The 18065-nt window shown below is 38.7% G+C and carries 18 protein-coding genes and 2 tRNA genes; 2 read left to right on the top strand and 18 right to left on the bottom strand.

Annotated elements, in window-relative coordinates:
• Nucleotides 1–161: 161 nt before the first annotated feature.
• Both B9J78_00695 and B9J78_00690 read right to left on the bottom strand, forming a co-directional pair.
• The gene (locus B9J78_00695) at nt 162–629 is read right to left on the bottom strand and encodes a 30S ribosomal protein S7 (GenBank protein MBA2123456.1); all 468 of its coding nucleotides are present in this window, start codon (nt 627–629) and stop codon (nt 162–164) included.
• 11 nt (nt 630–640) lie between these two features.
• Complete coding sequence (locus B9J78_00690) at nt 641–1024, bottom strand: 30S ribosomal protein S12 (GenBank protein MBA2123455.1); 384 nt, start codon at nt 1022–1024, stop codon at nt 641–643.
• A gap of 147 nt (nt 1025–1171) precedes the next feature.
• Here B9J78_00690 and B9J78_00685 point away from each other — a divergent pair, with 147 nt between their 5' ends.
• On the top strand, nt 1172–1363 hold the full coding sequence (locus tag B9J78_00685; GenBank protein MBA2123454.1) for a hypothetical protein: 192 nt from the start codon (nt 1172–1174) through the stop codon (nt 1361–1363).
• Here B9J78_00685 and B9J78_00680 read toward each other — a convergent pair.
• The 15 genes from B9J78_00680 to B9J78_00610 all read right to left on the bottom strand — a co-directional run bounded on the left by B9J78_00680 (nt 1328) and on the right by B9J78_00610 (nt 16117).
• The gene (locus tag B9J78_00680; GenBank protein MBA2123453.1) at nt 1328–5296 is read right to left on the bottom strand and encodes a DNA-directed RNA polymerase subunit beta'; all 3969 of its coding nucleotides are present in this window, start codon (nt 5294–5296) and stop codon (nt 1328–1330) included. The two genes, B9J78_00685 and B9J78_00680, sit on opposite strands and share 36 nt — an antisense overlap.
• A gap of 39 nt (nt 5297–5335) precedes the next feature.
• Nucleotides 5336–9037: a DNA-directed RNA polymerase subunit beta gene (locus B9J78_00675; GenBank protein MBA2123452.1), complete on the bottom strand. Its 3702-nt coding sequence runs from the start codon at nt 9035–9037 to the stop codon at nt 5336–5338.
• A 19-nt stretch (nt 9038–9056) separates the two neighbouring features.
• Nucleotides 9057–9467, bottom strand: coding sequence for a 50S ribosomal protein L7/L12 (locus B9J78_00670; protein ID MBA2123451.1), 411 nt, complete (start codon nt 9465–9467; stop codon nt 9057–9059).
• 17 nt (nt 9468–9484) lie between these two features.
• Nucleotides 9485–10048: a 50S ribosomal protein L10 gene (locus B9J78_00665; protein MBA2123450.1), complete on the bottom strand. Its 564-nt coding sequence runs from the start codon at nt 10046–10048 to the stop codon at nt 9485–9487.
• 112 nt (nt 10049–10160) lie between these two features.
• A complete protein-coding gene (locus B9J78_00660) occupies nt 10161–10859 on the bottom strand; it encodes a 50S ribosomal protein L1 (protein ID MBA2123449.1) in 699 nt (232 codons plus the stop codon).
• 230 nt (nt 10860–11089) lie between these two features.
• Nucleotides 11090–11518 carry a 50S ribosomal protein L11 gene (locus tag B9J78_00655; GenBank protein MBA2123448.1) on the bottom strand — a complete coding sequence of 143 codons (429 nt, stop codon included), beginning with the start codon at nt 11516–11518 and terminating at the stop codon, nt 11090–11092.
• On the bottom strand, nt 11518–12090 hold the full coding sequence (locus B9J78_00650; GenBank protein MBA2123447.1) for a transcription termination/antitermination factor NusG: 573 nt from the start codon (nt 12088–12090) through the stop codon (nt 11518–11520). Before B9J78_00650 ends, B9J78_00655 begins: the two co-directional genes overlap by 1 nt.
• A gap of 9 nt (nt 12091–12099) precedes the next feature.
• Nucleotides 12100–12339: a preprotein translocase subunit SecE gene (locus tag B9J78_00645; protein MBA2123446.1), complete on the bottom strand. Its 240-nt coding sequence runs from the start codon at nt 12337–12339 to the stop codon at nt 12100–12102.
• A gap of 36 nt (nt 12340–12375) precedes the next feature.
• A tRNA-Trp gene (locus tag B9J78_00640) sits at nt 12376–12449 on the bottom strand.
• A gap of 47 nt (nt 12450–12496) precedes the next feature.
• Entirely contained in the window at nt 12497–12646 is a 150-nt protein-coding gene (locus B9J78_00635) for a 50S ribosomal protein L33 (protein MBA2123445.1), read from the bottom strand.
• A gap of 50 nt (nt 12647–12696) precedes the next feature.
• The gene (locus B9J78_00630) at nt 12697–13899 is read right to left on the bottom strand and encodes an elongation factor Tu (GenBank protein ID MBA2123444.1); all 1203 of its coding nucleotides are present in this window, start codon (nt 13897–13899) and stop codon (nt 12697–12699) included.
• An 84-nt stretch (nt 13900–13983) separates the two neighbouring features.
• Nucleotides 13984–14056 (bottom strand) — tRNA-Thr (locus B9J78_00625).
• A gap of 537 nt (nt 14057–14593) precedes the next feature.
• Entirely contained in the window at nt 14594–14983 is a 390-nt protein-coding gene (locus tag B9J78_00620) for a 30S ribosomal protein S9 (GenBank protein ID MBA2123443.1), read from the bottom strand.
• 16 nt (nt 14984–14999) lie between these two features.
• Nucleotides 15000–15398, bottom strand: a complete 399-nt coding sequence (locus B9J78_00615) for a 50S ribosomal protein L13 (protein MBA2123442.1) — start codon at nt 15396–15398, stop codon at nt 15000–15002.
• A 23-nt stretch (nt 15399–15421) separates the two neighbouring features.
• Nucleotides 15422–16117, bottom strand: coding sequence for a hypothetical protein (locus B9J78_00610; GenBank protein MBA2123441.1), 696 nt, complete (start codon nt 16115–16117; stop codon nt 15422–15424).
• Between the two features lie 207 nt (nt 16118–16324).
• Here B9J78_00610 and B9J78_00605 point away from each other — a divergent pair, with 207 nt between their 5' ends.
• Complete coding sequence (locus B9J78_00605; GenBank protein ID MBA2123440.1) at nt 16325–16624, top strand: hypothetical protein; 300 nt, start codon at nt 16325–16327, stop codon at nt 16622–16624.
• Between the two features lie 233 nt (nt 16625–16857).
• Here B9J78_00605 and B9J78_00600 read toward each other — a convergent pair whose 3' ends face one another.
• Nucleotides 16858–17901, bottom strand: coding sequence for a hypothetical protein (locus B9J78_00600; GenBank protein MBA2123439.1), 1044 nt, complete (start codon nt 17899–17901; stop codon nt 16858–16860).
• Between the last annotated feature and the right edge of the window lie 164 nt (nt 17902–18065).

The following is an 18065-nucleotide window of genomic DNA, read 5'->3' as shown; positions in this document are numbered from 1 at the left end:
AAATATTCACTAAATTCAGTTCATATTTTAGGCACAGAGGCACTTAAGGCACACAGGCACAAAGTGGACTGTCCTTTTAGATTCTTTTCTTATGCTTTGTACCTTTGTCACCTTGCGCCTTTGTGCCTTCAGGTAACACAGTTGACTGAGTATTTACAATTTCAAAATCTAAAATGTGCAAATGCCTTGTTTGATTCTGCCATCTTATGTGTATCTGCCCTTTTTTTCATAGAAGCACCTTCGCCTTTATATGCATCTAAAATTTCGCCCCCAAGTTTTTTTTCCATTGGCATCCCTTTTTTAACTCTGGCAAAATCTCTTATCCAACGAAGTGCAATAGCCCTTCCTCTTTCTTCGTTAACCTCAATAGGAACCTGATAGGTGGCACCGCCTATCCGTCGGGCTTTTACCTCCAAAAGAGGTCGGACATTGTTAACCGCCTTACTTAAAATTTCTAATGGCTCTTTATTAATCTTTTTTGAAACCTCTTCCATCGCATTATAAACTATTTTTTCAGCTTTTGATTTTTTACCTTTTAAGATAAGTATATTTATAAACTTGCTTACCAGTAAATCGTTATATTTAGGATCCGGTAATAACTTCCTTTTTTGTATTTTACCTCTTCTCATTCCCTGCTCCGTTATTTAGCCTGTTCCTTCGGTCTTTTTGTCCCATATTTAGAACGGCTCTTTTTTCTGTTTTCAACACCCGCTGTGTCAAGTGTTCCCCTTACAGTATGATATCGGACGCCCGGAAGATCCTTTACTCTGCCTCCACGAACCAATACAATAGAGTGTTCTTGAAGGTTGTGTCCTTCACCGGGTATATATGCAGTAACCTCTATACCATTGGTAAGCCTGACTCTGGTAATCTTGCGCAAAGCAGAGTTTGGCTTCTTGGGTGTCATAGTTCTTACCTGCAGACAAACCCCTCTTCTCTGTGGGCATTTATTTAATGCAGGTGATTTTGTCTTCTTTTTAATTCTTGCTCTTCCAAATCTTATCAATTGACTTATAGTTGGCATATTATTCTTTCTTTTTTATTAGACACAAATTTTTTCAAACCATAATCCACCCCTCCTCCTTTACAAAAGGAGGGGCGGGGCACCCATCCAAAGGATGGGTCGGGGGATTATGTTTTACCCCCACCCAGAGGGTGCTCTGGTGCACTGGTGCCCGGGTTCCAGTCGCTTGTCACCAGTCATCCGTCACCATTTTTTTCCCTACCTCCTACCTACTACCTCCTACCTCCTACCTACTACCTACTACCTCCTACCTCCTACCTCCTACCTCCTACCTCCTACCTCCTACCTACTACCTCCTACCTACTATTTTTCCCTTTCTATCTCAAATTCATGATGTGAGTGATACCCTGTCCCTGCTGGGATTAGATGCCCCATAATAACATTTTCTTTTAATCCAAGGAGAAAATCTTTTTTACCGGCTAAGGCCGCCTCTGTAAGAACACGCGTCGTTTCTTGAAAACTTGCAGCAGAGATAAAGCTTTCCGTGCTTAAAGATGCTTTTGTTACACCGAGAAGTGTTGGCATGGCCTTAGGCAAATTTTTATTCTTCTTTTTTAATGCAGTAACCACATCATTAAACTTAAATTTATCAACATGCATTCCTTCCTGAAAATCCGAATTACCGGGGTCTGTAATGCTTACTCTTCTCATCATCTGACGAACAATAACTTCTATATGTTTATCATTTATACGAACACCCTGAAGACGGTATACTTCCTGTATTTCATTAACAAGATATTCTTGCAACGCCTTATCTCCAAGTGTTTTTAATATATCCTGTAAAACAACAGGGCCATCTGTTAATTGCTGTCCCGCTGTTATATTGTCACCTTTATACACAAGGATATGCTTCCCTGACGGGACAAGGTATTCTCTTTCATCCTGTGTTTGAGGATTCTTTACAATGATTCTTCTGTGTCCTCTTTTTGCAGGACCAAAATCAACAACACCTGAGATGTCACTTATTATCGCAGGGTTCTTGGGCTTTCTTGCTTCAAAAAGTTCTGCAACCCTCGGAAGCCCACCTGTAATATCTTTTGTCTTTGTTATCTTTCTTGGTGTCTTTGCTATCACATCGCCACTTTCAACTTCCTGTTTTTCATCTACCATTATATGAGCACCTGTTGGGACAGGATATGTTGCAAGAATCTCATTTTTTTCATCTTTTATCAATATCTGTGGATAATAATCTCCCTTGTGTTCTGTAATAATACGGCCTGTGATACCTGTGGCAGGGTCTAATTCTTCACGCATTGTAACACCGGATCTTATATCCATATACTGGACACGCCCTGATACTTCTGAAACTATTGAGATTGTGTACGGATCCCACTGGGTAAGTTCCTCTGCTTTTTCTATTTTACCCTCGTCCTGAACAAATACAGTTGCGCCAAACGGTATACGGTATCGGACAAATTCCCTGCCCACTTCATCATTTATAGATATCTCACCAATCCTGTTTATTACACGAAAAAGGCCACCTTTTATAGAAACTGTTTTAAGGTTATGATATCTAACAGTTCCTGAATTTCTCACCTTTATACCACTTTGTTTTGCTATACCGAATGCTGTTCCACCGATATGGAAGGTACGCATCGTAAGCTGTGTGCCGGGTTCTCCAATTGATTGAGCAGCAATGATGCCCACTGCATCCCCAAGTTCAGATATCCTCTGCGTAGCAAGGTTTCTACCATAACATTTTTGGCATACACCCAATCTTGTCTGACAGGTTAGAACACTTCTTATACGAATCTTTTCAATCCCAACCTCTTCAATTTTATCAGTCTTTTCATCTGTTATCTCTTCACCTGCGGATACAATAATCTGGTCCGTTATAACATCTACAATATTATCAAGTGCAATCCTTCCGACAATTCTTTCCTTCAAACTTACAACTACATCTTCACCCTCTGTTATGGCACTTATAAGTATTCCGCTTAAGGTACCACAATCTTCTTCTGTTATAATTACATCCTGCGCAACATCAACAAGCCTACGGGTAAGATAACCGGCGTCCGATGTTTTAAGCGCAGTGTCTGCAAGCCCTTTTCTTGCCCCGTGTGTAGAGATAAAATATTCAAGAACTGTAAGTCCTTCTCTGAAATTTGCAATAATGGGTATTTCTATAATTTCACCCGAGGGCTTTGCCATCAACCCCCTCATACCTGCAAGCTGCCTTATCTGCTGACGGTTTCCTCTTGCTCCTGAATCAGCCATCATGCGAACCGGGTTAAACAGATCCCAGGATTCAAATATAAGGTCCTGGATTTCCTGTGTTACCCTTGTCCATATATCAATAACCTTATTGTTTCTTTCGCCTTCTGTAATGATACCTGCCTTGTATTTGCTTTCTGCTTCTTTTACTTCTTTTTGTGCTTTCTTCACTACCTCTTCTTTCTTGGAAGGAATAGAGAGGCTGGATGTAGAAATAGAGATCCCTGCGTGTGTTGACATTTCAAATCCTATTTTTTTTAATTCATCAAGCATCTGAACTGTTTTTTCAGCCCCAAAAAGTTTATAAGATTTAATTATAAGAGAACCAAGAACCTTTCTATCCATTGGTTCATTGACAAAGGGCATACCTTTGGGCAGTATATCATTGAATAAGATTCTTCCGACTGTTGTATCTATCAAATTGCCGTTTAACATTACCTTACAAACTGCATGAAGTTCTACTTCTTCATCATAATACGCTATCATTGCTTCGTCTGTACTTGCAAATATTTTTCCTTCTCCTCGACAGCCCAATTTTGGTATTGTTAAAAAATAACACCCGATAACTGTATCTTGTGTGGGCGCAACTATGGGGCGGCCACTGGACGGTGCAAATAAATTATTTGGAGCAAGCATAAGAAGTCTTGTCTCAACCTGAGCCTCTATCGAAAGAGGGACATGAACCGCCATCTGGTCACCGTCAAAGTCAGCGTTAAATGCCGCACACACAAATGGATGAACTTTTATTGCATTGCCTTCTATGAGAACAGGCTCAAAAGCCTGTATTCCAAGTCTGTGCAGTGTGGGTGCCCTGTTCAGTATAACAGGGTGGTCCTTGATTACTTCATCAAGTATATCCCAAACCTCTGTCTTTTTTTTATCCACCAGTTTTCTTGCACTTCTTATTGTATGAACATATCCCTTTTCTCTTAACTTCTGTATAATAAATGGTTCAAAAAGTTCAAGCGCCATTTTTTTGGGCAGACCACACTGGTGCAGTTTAAGTTCAGGACCTATGATAATAACAGATCGTCCGGAATAATCGGTCCTTTTTCCCAGAAGATTCTGTCTGAATCTTCCCTGTTTTCCCTTTAACATATCTGAAAGGGATTTCAGGGGTCTATTCCCGGCGGTAAGAACCGGCTTACCATGCTTGCCATTTTCAAATAATGCATCAACTGCCTCCTGAAGCATCCTCTTCTCATTTCTTATAATAATATCTGGCGCAGAAAGTTCTATAAGCTTTTTCAACCTGTTGTTTCTGTTTATAACCCTTCTATACAGGTCATTTAGGTCACTTGTTGCAAACCTTCCACCGTCTAAAGGAACAAGCGGCCTTAGGTCCGGGGGAATTACCGGTAAAACAGTTAATATCATCCATTCAGGCTTATTTCCGGAATTTTTAAGGGTATCTAAAATATTTAATACTTTTGCAATTTTTTGTTTTGTAATATCAGATTTTGACCCCTTAATCTGTTTTTTATACTTTAATGAAATCTTATCAAAATTAACCCTTCTTAAAAAATGTTGTACAGCCTCTGCACCAATCCCTGCATCAAAGTTTTCTGCACCATACCTTATAATGGCTTCCTGATATTGCTCATCATTAAGAAGCTGTTTTTCCTTTAACGGGGTGCTTTTAGGGTCTATAACAATGTATTCTTCATAATAAAGAACCTTCTCAAGTTCTTTTAGTGTTAAATCAAGAAGTATCCCTATCCTTGACGGAAGAGACTTAAAAAACCAGATATGTGAAACAGGAGCTGCAAGTTCTATATGTCCCATCCGCTCTCTTCGGACTCTTGAAAGTGTAATCTCCACACCACACCTGTCGCATACTATCCCTTTATTTTTTATTCTTTTATATTTTCCGCAATAACATTCCCAGTCTTTTGTAGGACCGAATATCTTTTCACAAAAAAGTCCGTCTTTTTCTGATCTTAATGTTCTGTAATTCAATGTCTCGGGCTTCTTCACCTGTCCGTAAGACCATGCCCTTATAGTTTCAGGGGATGCAATCTTTATAGTAATACTATCAAAAATATTTACTGTATCCATAATATTCCTTGTGCACCAGAGTACCAGTTGCCGCTTACTTTATTTCTTCTTTTTTTCTATTTTTATATCTAATCCAAGGCTCTGGAGTTCTTTTATAAGAACATTAAATGACTCCGGCGTTGTAGGCTGTAATACCTGTTCACCTTTTACAATTGCCTCGTAAGCTTTTGTCCTTCCCTGAATATCATCGCTCTTTATTGTTAGAAATTCTTGTAATGTATGTGCCGCACCATATGCCTCAAGCGCCCATACCTCCATTTCTCCTAATCTCTGTCCACCAAACTGTGCCTTCCCACCCAACGGCTGCTGTGTAATAAGAGAATAAGGACCTATTGCTCTTGCGTGTATCTTATCATCAACAAGATGTATAAGTTTCATCATATACAGGTAGCCAACACTTATTTTTTGTACAAATGCCTGTCCTGTCTTTCCATCATATAATGTAATCACCCCATCTTCTGGAAGTCCTGCTTTTTTAAGTTCTCCACGAATTTCTTCTTCTTTTGCCCCATCAAATATAGGACTTATAAATCTAATGCCAAGCGCTTTTGCTGCCCAACCAAGCTGGGTTTCTAATATCTGGCCAACATTCATACGAGATGGCACACCCAACGGATTAAGTATCATCTCAATAGGTGTTCCATCTGCTGTAAACGGCATATCTTCTTCAGGCAGTATCTTTGCTATAACACCTTTGTTTCCATGCCGACCTGCTAATTTATCACCAACTGATACTTTCTTTTTTGACGCAATATATATGATAACCCTTTTTAATACACCCGTCGGGAGTTCATCACCCCTTTTTATTCTATCTGTCTGTCTTTTTTGTTCCGAACTTAAACTTAATATCTGGTCATCAAATATTTTCACCATTTTATAAAGTTCCGCAGAATCCTTTTCATTATTTATATGTATATCTGATGCATCGCAGGATTCGGTCTCAATTTTTTTCAAATCTGATTTTGTAATGGAATTACCCGACGATATAAGTATCTGTCCTGTTTCTTCATCTATTATGCTCTGTGTTAATTTTTTACCCAAAAGTACGGAGGCAACTTTTTTATTTTTTTCAAGTACAAGATGCTGTATCTGTGTCTCATAGTGCTTTCTGATAGATTCTATTGCCTGCATCTCCTCAATCTTTAATGTCTTTTTCTTTTTACCTTTTAATATATCCTTTCTTGAGAACACCTTTATATCTACGACTGTCCCCTCAACACCGGGTGGAACAATAAGTGATGAGTCTTTTACATCTTTTGCCTTTTCCCCAAATATCGCCCTTAACAGTTTTTCTTCAGGTGTTAGTTCTGTTTCACCTTTTGGTGTAATTTTTCCAACAATAACATCGCCAGCCGATACCTCGGCACCTATGTGGACAATTCCCTCTTCATCAAGATTTTTTAATGCTTCCTCTGCTACATTTGGAATATCTCTTGTTATTTCTTCGTTACCAAGTCTGGTTTCTCTCGCCTCAACCTCAAACTCTTCAATATGAATAGAGGTCAATAAATCATCAGAGACAAGTTTTCTGCTTATTACGATTGCATCCTCAAAGTTATAACCGTACCAGGGCATAAATGCAACAAGTATATTCCTGCCAAGTGCAAGTTCGCCATTGTCTGTAGCAGGTCCATCTGCAATAATATCCCCTGCCTTGACATTATCACCTACCTTAACCAGAGGTCTTTGATTAATACAGGTAGAAGAATTTGAACGGATAAACTTTTTTAAAGTGTACTGTTCATTGTCAATAACTATCCTGTCGGATTCAACCCTTGTTGCTTTACCTGATTTTTTTGCAATTACAACAGCACCACCATCTTTTGCAATCCTGCCTTCAATACCTGTTGAAAGAAGCGCTCTTTCGGGAAGCAAAAGAGGAACAGCCTGCCTTTGCATATTGGAACCCATCAGCGCTCTGTTCGCATCATTGTGTTCAAAAAACGGAGTAAGACTTGCCGCAACGCTTACAATCTGTTTCGGAGAAACATCCATATAGGATATATCTTCTGGATCTACAAGCGAAAAATTTCCCTTGTCCCTACAAAGAACCCTTTCGTCAAGAAATTTTCCGCCTTCATCTATTTTTGAGTTTGCCTGAGCTATTACATATTGGTCCTCTATATCTGCTGAAAGATATTCTATCTTTCCGGTTACTTTCCCATCTACCACCTTCCTGTAAGGGGTCTGAATAAAACCAAACTCATTTATCCTCGCATATGTTGCCAACGATGCTATAAGTCCGACATTAGAACCCTCCGGTGTTTCAATAGGACATATCCTTCCATAGTGCGAATGGTGAACATCACGCACCTGAAAACCAGCCCTTTCTCTGGAAAGCCCACCAGGGCCAAGCGCGCTTAACCGTCTTTTATGTGTTAGTTCTGCGAGCAGATTTATCTGATCCATAAACTGACATAATTGACTCCTTGCAAAAAAGTCTTTTATTACCGAAGACACTATTTTTGAATTAACAAGATTGTGTGGAAGAAGCATTTCATTACTATATGCCGCCATACGATCTTTTACATTTCTTTCAAGTCTGGCGCAACCAATCCTGAACTGATTTTGAACAAGCTCACAAACAGTTTTTACTCTTCTGTTGCCGAGATGATCAATGTCATCAACTTTTCCCTCTCCGTTTCTGAGACTTAAAAGATATTTAATAACATTGATTATTGTTTCCTTATCAAGCGCTGTATTATCAAAAGGAACATTCATATTAAGTTTTCTGTTCAGTATAAATCTGCCAACCTTCCCAAGATGGTATCTTTTCTTGTTGAAAAAATTATTTTTTAACATATCACTTGCTCCATCAACTGTGGATGGCTCCATAGGACGCATCTTATGGTATATCTCAACAAGAGCATCTTCTTTGGTATGAAGATGATCACTTGCCAAAGTGCTATAGAGCTGTCTTTTAGATGAAAGGTCAAATACTGAAAACACAGGACCTGCATCTTCTAATTGTGAAACCATCTCAACTGTGATAGACTCACCTGTTGAAACAATCTTTTCTTGCGTTTTTTTATGAATAATATCTTTCGCACACACTCTTCCGACAAGACTTGATATAACTGTGTCTTTCAGGTGTAACACTTCAATCGGATAAAATTCTTTAAGAATATCGGCATCTGTTTCAAAACCAAGTGCTCTTAACAGGGTTGTTACATAAAATTTTTTTCTTCTATCAAGGTGAACATACATCAAATCGTTTATATCAAACTCAAACTCCATCCAGGAACCTTTGTCCGGTATAATACGGGCAATATACAACATCTTCCCTGACGGATGGGGCGACTCTTCAAAACAAACACCTGAAGAACGGTGAAGCTGGCTTACCACCACTCTCTCATCACCATTTATAATAAATGAACCCGTAGGCATCATCAAGGGAATGTCGCATATATATACATCCTCTTCTACAACTTCTCTTTTGCCTGTTCTTAACCTCAGACGGGCCCTCAAAGGACTTGCATATGTAAAACCTCCGGCCAAACATTGCTCTATTGTATGGCTCGGTTTTTCAAGAGAATATCTTAAAAACTCAAGCCTGACCCCCTTGTCCGGAAGTTCCATAGGAAAAAACTCTTCAAAAACCTCTTGCAGTCCCACTGACTTTCTCTTGTTTTTGGGAACAAAGCCTTGAAGAAATTCCTCATAAGGCTGGGTCTGTATATCTAAGAAGTGAGGCAAATCCATAATCTCTGGTATTTTTGCAAAACTTTTTAATTCCTGCATTTTATATCCTTTCAATCTTTTATTTTAATTCTACCTTTGCACCTGTTGCCTCAATCTGTTTCTTTATCTTCTCTGCTTCTTCTTTTGAAACGCCTGTTTTTACCGGTTTAGGCGCTCCCTCAACAAGGTCTTTTGCCTCCTTCAAACCAAGACTTGTGATAGCCCTTACCTCTTTTATAACCGCTATCTTTTGAGAGCCCGCATCCGTAAGAACAACATCAAATGCTGTTTTTTCCTCAGCAGAAGGCCTTGCCTCAGCAGATGGCCCTGCCGCAGATGTTATAGCCGGCATAGTGGCACTGACACCAAATTTTTCTTCCATAGCCTTCACAAGCGATGAAAGTTCAAGGACACTTAATTGACCTACTGCCTCTACTATTTCATTTACCTTTGTAGATGCAGACTGTGTTTCTACCTTTATTTCTGACATATCATCTCCTTCTTTTATTATTCTGCCTTACGGTCTGGTATGTTTTTAATTTGTTCTACTACATAAAGAAACTTACAAATTATTCCATTTAAAGTCCAGATAAAGTGATAAACAGCAGACTGCGCTGTCCATGCCACTTGTCCAAGAATCTCTTGTCTTGATGGCAGGCCTGCCAATTGCTTGACAACAGATGCCGTAAGTACTTCCTTCCCAAGCACTCCACCCAAAACAACACACGCAGGATGATTTGAAGCAAACTTAATAATATCTTTTGATAAAACACAAGGGTCTGTTGTTGAAACTGCAATTGCTGATGGACCTTCTACAAATTGAACGGCTTTTTCAAGGCTTATATCTTTCAATGCAACCTTAAGGATAGAATTTTTGCATACAAATACTTTCCCACTTAACCTTACAGTTTTTCTTAATTCTTCAAGCTCTGATGTGCGAAGCCCTTTATACCTAAAAATAAATATAGCCTGCCCATCCTTAATAGAACTCTTTACCTCATCTAACATAGAAGATTTATCAAACCTTATCATACCACTTCTCATACTTGTATTTCGTATACCGTATTCCATCACCCGTCGTCCGTATTCTGTGCTCTGTTTCTTTCACGATATACAGAATACGATATACGGCTTTTACCTGTCACCAGTGAACCTGTTCTATTGGGGTTGTGCTCACAGACTCTTACAATTTGAACTGACTTATGTCTAACCTTAAACCAGGGCCCATTGTTTTTGCTATATGAATACTTTTAATATATTGTCCTTTTAATGCAGCAGGTCTTGCCTTAAAAACCGACTCTATAACAGTTGAAGCATTTTCAACTATTGCACTCGGTTCAAACGAAATCTTACCCACTGCCACATGGATATTGCCCTGTTTATCCATACGATACTCAACGCGTCCGGCCTTTGCTTCTTTTACCACTTTTCCAACATCTGTTGTAACAGTTCCTACCTTTGGGTTTGGCATCAATCCTTTTGGACCAAGCACTTTACCGAGCCTTCCCATTTCGCGCATCATTTCAGGTGTGGCAATTGCAACATCAAAGTCAAGAAATCCGCCAGCAACCTTTTCTACAAGGTCTGTTGCACCTACAACATCTGCCCCTGCATCTTTTGCTGCCTTCTCATGCTCTCCCTTACAAAACACCGCAACCCTGACCTTCCTGCCCAAGCCATTAGGTAGAACAACCGTTCCTCTTATATTCTGGTCAGACTGTTTTGGATTTATGTCCGTCTTAAATGAAAGAGCCACTGTCTCATTAAATTTTACAGGTGGTAATTCCTTTAAAACCTTTACCGCATCTGCTATCTTCCAAATTTTTTCTTCTTTCGGAAGTTGAGAAAGTATCTTTTCGTATCTTTTACTATGTTTTTTCATCACTGTTTTTATGTTAACATTCACTGTTAGTCGTTCTCCGAAGTGCCACACCCGGAAAGTATCCGAAGATACAAACCCCGTTCTGAAGGATACCCTGGTGCCCGGGGTTCCAGTCGCCAGTCCCCATTTTTTATCCTACCTCCTACCTACTACCTACTATCTACTACCTACTACCTCCTACCTACTATCTACTACCTACTACCTCCTGCCTCTTATGCCAGTCACCTTCTTTAATCAGATACCTCAATCCCCATACTTCTTGCAGTTCCTTCGACAATACGGATTGTTTGCTCTTCATCAGATACGTTTAAATCTTTGGCTTTTATTTTTACAATTTCTCTAACCTGTGATTTTGTAATCTTGCCAACCTTTTGTTTGTTGGGTTGACCGGACCCCTTTGCAAGTCCACAGGCTTGTTTTAAAAGAGCGCTACAAGGGGGACTTTTCATTATAAATGTAAAACTTTTATCTTCGTAAACTGAGATTACAACAGGAATAATCATTCCTCCCTTATCCTTTGTGGCAGCATTAAAACTTTTACAAAACTCCATAATATTTACACCATGCTGCCCAAGTGCAGGACCAACAGGTGGGGCTGGATTTGCTCCATCTGCTGGTATCTGCAGTTTGATCTGTGCTGTAATTTTTTTCTTTGCCATTATATTTTCTCCACTTGTCCATATTCCAGTTCAACTGGGGTTGTCCTTCCAAATATTACAACCATAACCTTCAACCTTCCCTTACCAGGATAGACTTCCTCAATTGTACCCATAAAATTTTCAAAAGGACCTTCCTTAATTCTTGCCGATTCACCCTGCGAAAAGGTCTGTTTAATTGTAGGCTTTTCTTTGGTTTCTGCTGTCTTTTTTAATATTTTTTCAACCTCTTCTTCTGATATCGCAACCGGCTTCTTACCTGAACTTATAAAACTTGAGACCCCTGATGTCTTTCTTACAGCCAGAAACGCTCTTTGTGCAATATTCCGCAAACTCGCATCTTCACTTTTAAGCAAAGACAGGTCAACCATCTTAATAAGCACATAACCTAAAAAGATTTTTTGATCTTTTATTATCTTCTTTCCTGATTTTACCTCTTGAACCTTTTCTTTTGGAACTATAACATCAAAAACACAATCGGATAAGGTTCCATCTTCTATGCCTCTTTTAATTTCCCTCTCAATCTTTTCTTCTGTATTAGCCTGAGTATGAACTATATACCATTTTTGTGTCATTTAATTACCTCAACGAATAATAATTCTTATTATATGTGATAAAAACCAATCTGCAATTGCAATGATCAAAGCAAGAAAGAAAGAGATTATTGTAACAACACCTGTTGAATATGTCAACTCTTTTTTATTTGACCATCCAACCTTTTTTAATTCGCCCTTTACCTCTGCTATAAAATTGACTATTTTTTTCATTACAATCCTCTTGCCACACATTATAAATAAGTGACAAATAAAAAAATCTATTGTCACTTACTCTCATTGCCCTTTGTTTTTTACTTTACAGAATGGCAGGAGCGACAGGAATCGAACCTGCAGTTCCGGTTTTGGAGACCGGTGGTTTACCATTAACCGACGCTCCTTTAAACACTGCGCCTGTCTTGCAAATACAGGGCAAGACGGTCCTACCCTACTTGGTTTCTTTATGAACAGTATGTTTACGACAAATCCTACAATATTTTTTATGTTGTAATCTATCCGGAATATTTTTTTTATTCTTGGTAGATATATAATTTCTGTTTTTACAAACTTCACAAGCCAATATAATCTGCTCCTGCATTCTTTCCCCTATTTCTTTCCTACCTACTACCTCCCACCTACTATCTCCTGTTATTTTATTATCTCTGTTACCACGCCTGCTCCTATTGTCTTTCCTCCTTCGCGGATTGCAAATCTTTGCTCTTTTTCCATTGCCACAGGTACTATCAGATCTACTGTTGCAGATACATTGTCGCCAGGCATTATCATTTCTGTTCCTTGCGGTAATGTTATTACTCCTGTTACATCTGTTGTCCTGAAGAAAAACTGAGGCCTGTAGCCGCTGAAAAATTGTGTGTGTCTTCCACCTTCTTCTTTTGTTAATACATATACCTGTGCCTTGAATTGTGTGTGTGGCGTTATTGTATTTGGTGCCGATATGACCATCCCTTTTTCTAAGTCTTTTTTTTCTATCCCTCTTAACAATACCCCTATGTTGTCTCCTGCTCTTCCTTCGTCTAACAACTTCCTGAACATCTCTACCCCTGTTACTACTGTCCTTCTGCTCTCTGTCTGTATCCCTACTATTTCTACTTCTTCTCCTACTTTGACTATTCCTCTTTCTACTCTTCCTGTTCCTACTGTTCCTCTGCCGCTTATGCTAAATACATCTTCTACGGACATTAAAAATGCCCTGTCCGTTATTCTTACAGGCTCAGGTATATGGCTATCTACTGCTGACATCAATTCCAGTATGGACTTGCAGTTTGGACAATCATCTTTGCTACATCCACAGTTCATTGCATTTAATGCACTTCCTCTTACCACCGGTATCTTATCCCCAGGAAACTCATATTTGCTTAATAAATCTCGCACTTCCATTTCAACTAAATCTACTAATTCTTTATCTTCTACTGCATCTGTTTTGTTTAAGAACACCACCATTGCAGGAACTCCCACCTGTCTTGCCAAAAGTATGTGTTCTCTTGTCTGCGGCATAGGACCATCTACTGCACTTACCACTAATACTGCTCCGTCCATCTGTGCCGCTCCTGTAACCATATTCTTTATATAGTCTGCGTGACCTGGACAGTCCACATGTGCATAGTGCCTGTTCTGTGTTTGATATTCCGCATGGTGTACATTTATTGTTACTCCTCTTTCTCTTTCCTCAGGCGCATTATCTATTTCTTCAAATGTCTTTGCCTGAGCCAATCCCTTGCTAGATAATACTTTTGTTATTGCACTTGTCAGTGTTGTTTTTCCATGGTCAACATGTCCTATGGTCCCTACATTTACATGCGGTTTTGTCCTGAGAAATTTTTCTTTTGCCATTTTTTACCTCCTGTTTGCCAGTGCATCAGGCACCAGTCACTTTACTTTTTGCCTTTAAGTATTTTTTCTTTTATATTTTTTTAAAGCTGCTGATGGGAATTGAACCCATGACCCCGTCCTTACCAAGGACGTGCTCTGCCGACTGAGCTACAGCAGCACCTGTTCTGCTTTTATCGGCAAAAATTAGTCTTAATTTTTTGCTTTATACCGTTTAGAGAAAATTCCCTCTCTTAAGGCAGGCAGGTTCAACAGGGTCCACCAAAACAATATATGTTATAATTCTATATATTCTTAACCGAAATTCCGACATAAGGGTTAAGCAAGTATTTAATTCCCCTTTTGTAAAGGGGTGTCTGCGGTAGCAGACGGGGTATTCAATATCTCCATGGCTTTGTAGGTATTCCTTTTAAAGAAAGGGGTTAAATACCCCGTCAGACCTTCGGTCTGCCACCCCTTTTAAGAAAAGGGGAAGAGTTAGTTTTTCATCCTTATGTCGGAATTTCAGTATACTCCTAAATGTAATTTTAATCTGGTAAGCTGTTTTTGTTCTACACCATCAAGAACAAGTCCTGAACGGGGATTTTCATATCGGGATATACTCTACCTGCAAGATATTTTTCTGAAAGAACACCCAATACCAAGGTATGTATTATGAATAAAACAGCAGTAATAAAAAAAGACCCTGGATTCATATTTAACGTTTTGTCCACTGAAATCTTTTTCGCGCGCCTTCCTGTCCATATTTTTTTCTTTCACGCATTCTTGGATCTCTTGTTAAAAAACCGCTCTTACGGAGGATTGGTTTTATTGTTTCATCTACTTTTACCAGTGCCCTTGCCAGTGCGTGTCTTATAGCTTCTGCCTGCGATGATATTCCGCCACCTGAAACATCAACATCAATATCAAATTTATCCAGCATTTTTGTAGCATCTAACGGCTGTTTTACCAGTACTTTTAATGTGTCCCTTACAAAATATTTATCAAGTGTTTTTCCATTTATAAGTATTTTCCCGGTTCCATCCTGAAGTTGAAGTCTTGCAACACTTTCTTTTCTTCTTCCTACTGTAAATACAGAGATTTCCATTTTAAGTCCTTTTTAATTATTTACACATACTTAAAACTGACAACGGTGCTTCTTTTTCAAATATTTTTAAGTGCCTGAGCATTCTTGCCTGCAACTTATTTTTGGGAAGCATACCTTTAACTGCATGACGAATAATTTCACAGGGCGCTTTTTTCTTCATCTCCATAAATGAAACCTTTTTCAATCCACCCGGATATCCCGAATATTTAGTATATACTTTTTGTTTATCCTTATTCCCGGTAACTGTAATAGACTCTACATTTATTACAACAACCCCATCATGATTTCCGGCAAGATGTCTTTGATACTCTACTCTGTGTTTTCCCTGTAAAATTTTTGCAATCTGTATCGCCAACCTTCCGAGAACCTTTCCTTTTGCATCCATAAGATGCCATTGTATTGTCTGTTTTTCCATGTTCTTTTTCTACATACTATTTCTTAAGGAGAAACAGGTGATACCTGTATAACAACCTCTCCGGTTGGTCTCCCATCTCTTACCAAATAACCCCTGTTTCCTTCTCTGAGGCCTTTCTCATCTCTGATTTTAGACAAACGAATCTTTTCTTCATGCATTCTTCTTTTTACTCTTACTATTGCCTCTCTTAAGTAAGATAAAGAATTGAGCTTTTTCTCCAGCTCTTGTTTTATTTGCGTAAGAACAGAGACCTCTTCTTTTAACTTAACATTCTCAGAAATAAGATTTATTATCTGTCCTGTAAGGGCCGCCTTTTCTTGTTGCAAAACATTCTTTTCCTGTTCAGACTTATTCACCCTTTCCTGTAATAACTGATTTTGAGTCTGCATTTCTAATATATCTGCCTTTGCAGATTCCAACCTGTTCTGTAGGCCTGTAATTTCATTTTGCATAGATTGTTTCTCCGCATTTAATAATTCTTGTTTTGCCTGAAAATTTTGCCTTTCTCTGTCAAATGTTTTCTGTAATTCTTCTTTTTGGAGAATACCAATTTCAGCCCTTTGTTTTTGTTCTAACATTTGTGCTGTTACCTGTTGGATTTCATTTTTTGTAGTATCTAATTGTACTTTTGTCAATTTAAGATCTTTGTTCTGTTTAATTATAAAAACCAAAAACCCACCAACAACCACTATTAACACACCTATAATTACTTTATTCATAAATCCTCCCTCCACAGATAAAACAAAAGACAGACTATTTATTCTATCTCTTTAAATATTCTTTGTCAAGAAAAATTTTTGTATTTATAACCCGGTTAGAAAACCCAACTTTCTAACGGGGTTGTATGTTTGTGCATCTTACTTTTTTGACAGTGCACCTATGGTAAATCTATATTTTGGATTCTATAATAACCATTCATTGATATATTGCTTCAGACCCTTTCAAGGAAAAAACTAAAATTATTTGTGCAGACAGTGAAATTAATTTCTTTAAATTCTGAGTCATCTTTACGAATGCGTTTTCCTGAACCTGTCAGAGATATAGATGTTTTTACCAAGATGCTGATAAATTATACCAGAGGTTTAGATAAAGAAGATAAGGTAGCAATAAATCTTATAATAACCGGAGAAACTTTCAAAAGACAGGAAATGATGGAAAATCTTATTAAGAAATTAGATAAGTTTTCCAACCATGAAAAAGGATTTATAAGATCTGCTGAAGGATAATATTTATGGGTATAGATTATAATAAAAATTTTGTGAAAAATGCAAGAACAGTCACCTGTGCCTTCAGGCAACACAAGTTGACTGAGTATTTACCGGGATTACCACGCCTTTTTGACTTGAAATAACACCATCGCTTCTTTCCCGTCAATAAAAGACTTACCTTAAGTGCACCAAAGGCGTCCTGAAGAATCAAGACGCCTCTGGCTCTAAGATAAAACAAAATAAGTAGACGCTTAGAATTTGTGAGTGGCACCAAGACTCAATGCTGTTTGATCTAGATCTATAAGTCTGGCTTCAACATTGAGTAATGTATCCAGGCCAATTTTGTAATCTGCACCCAAGAATACACCAAAGTTGTCATCGGCTTTATGTCTCTCTCTTATTCCATTTTCTTTATATCTTCCTCTTAACTCTGAGTACACTACGCCAAAATAAGGTATAAAACTACCACCCATACCCAGTTCCTTGGCAATATATGGCGCAACTTGTGTTTCCTGAATTCTCATTTCCCCTTTTCGGGGAGTAAATGTTTCTGAAAAAACTAAAACTCCAGCAGCATTGTATGCTCTTTGCGACCCGGTTCTTCTTGTATCGTGATCGTGTCTTAAATGTTGAACATTAAGACCCACAAGCCAGCCGTTTTCCAAAGGTTGTGTAACTTTCATACCAATGCCATAGGCAAGAGTATCGTCACCTTCAAGTTTTACGGACTCAACCCATGTGCCAGTGGCAGCACCAAGCCGCCAGGTTCCACTACCTCTGTGTTCAGAATCAAAACTGGCAACGCCCAACTTTATATACATATCTACATTATCGGTCAGTCCATAGCTTGTTTTTAGCATTGTGCGACTCATTTCGTCAACTTTGCTTCTTGTTGTGCCGGTTGCAGGAGCAAGACCACCAGGGGTCGTTACTCTTAGCTCTACGCTTTTGTCTTCCAGATCCCTTTCAAAGACAAATTCTTGAACAACGCCGATGCCAACTTTTCCTTCTCCCTGTGTTTCTACCCCGCCTATACCTATCGCATAGACTGCCAAAGGCAGACACAGAAGGGTTGCTAAACTTAAAAGAACTAATCTTTTCAATCTACACCTCCAATTTGGTTGAAGTTTTTTGTCCCAACCCCAAGATGCGGTTACAAAAGTAAAAAACTTCAGAAGTTTTTTATTTCCATCTTCTATTTCAACAGAATCCCACAGACAGAAGCCACATTTTTCTCCATCACCTCCTTTCTTGCCTCTGATTGATTCTGATATTTTTATTAGGTATCTATCCACTGCCTGGGATGTGCAAGTTCCCAGTTTTTAACTCTCTTTTCAAATACCATTAAATCTTTTTCGGACATTTTTCAAACTTGAGTAAAGAGACAACGAATGTCGCCTAACGTCCCGAACGTATCCGAAGCAGCCGAAAGCAATTTGGTGAGGGCATTAGCCCGAAC

The sequence above is a fragment of the bacterium Unc6 genome (assembly GCA_013626165.1).
Taxonomy (GTDB): domain Bacteria; phylum Omnitrophota; class Gorgyraeia; order Velesiimonadales; family Velesiimonadaceae; genus Velesiimonas; species Velesiimonas alkalicola.
Note: the sequence above shows the minus strand (reverse complement) of the source record. Positions and strands in the feature narration are given on the sequence as shown.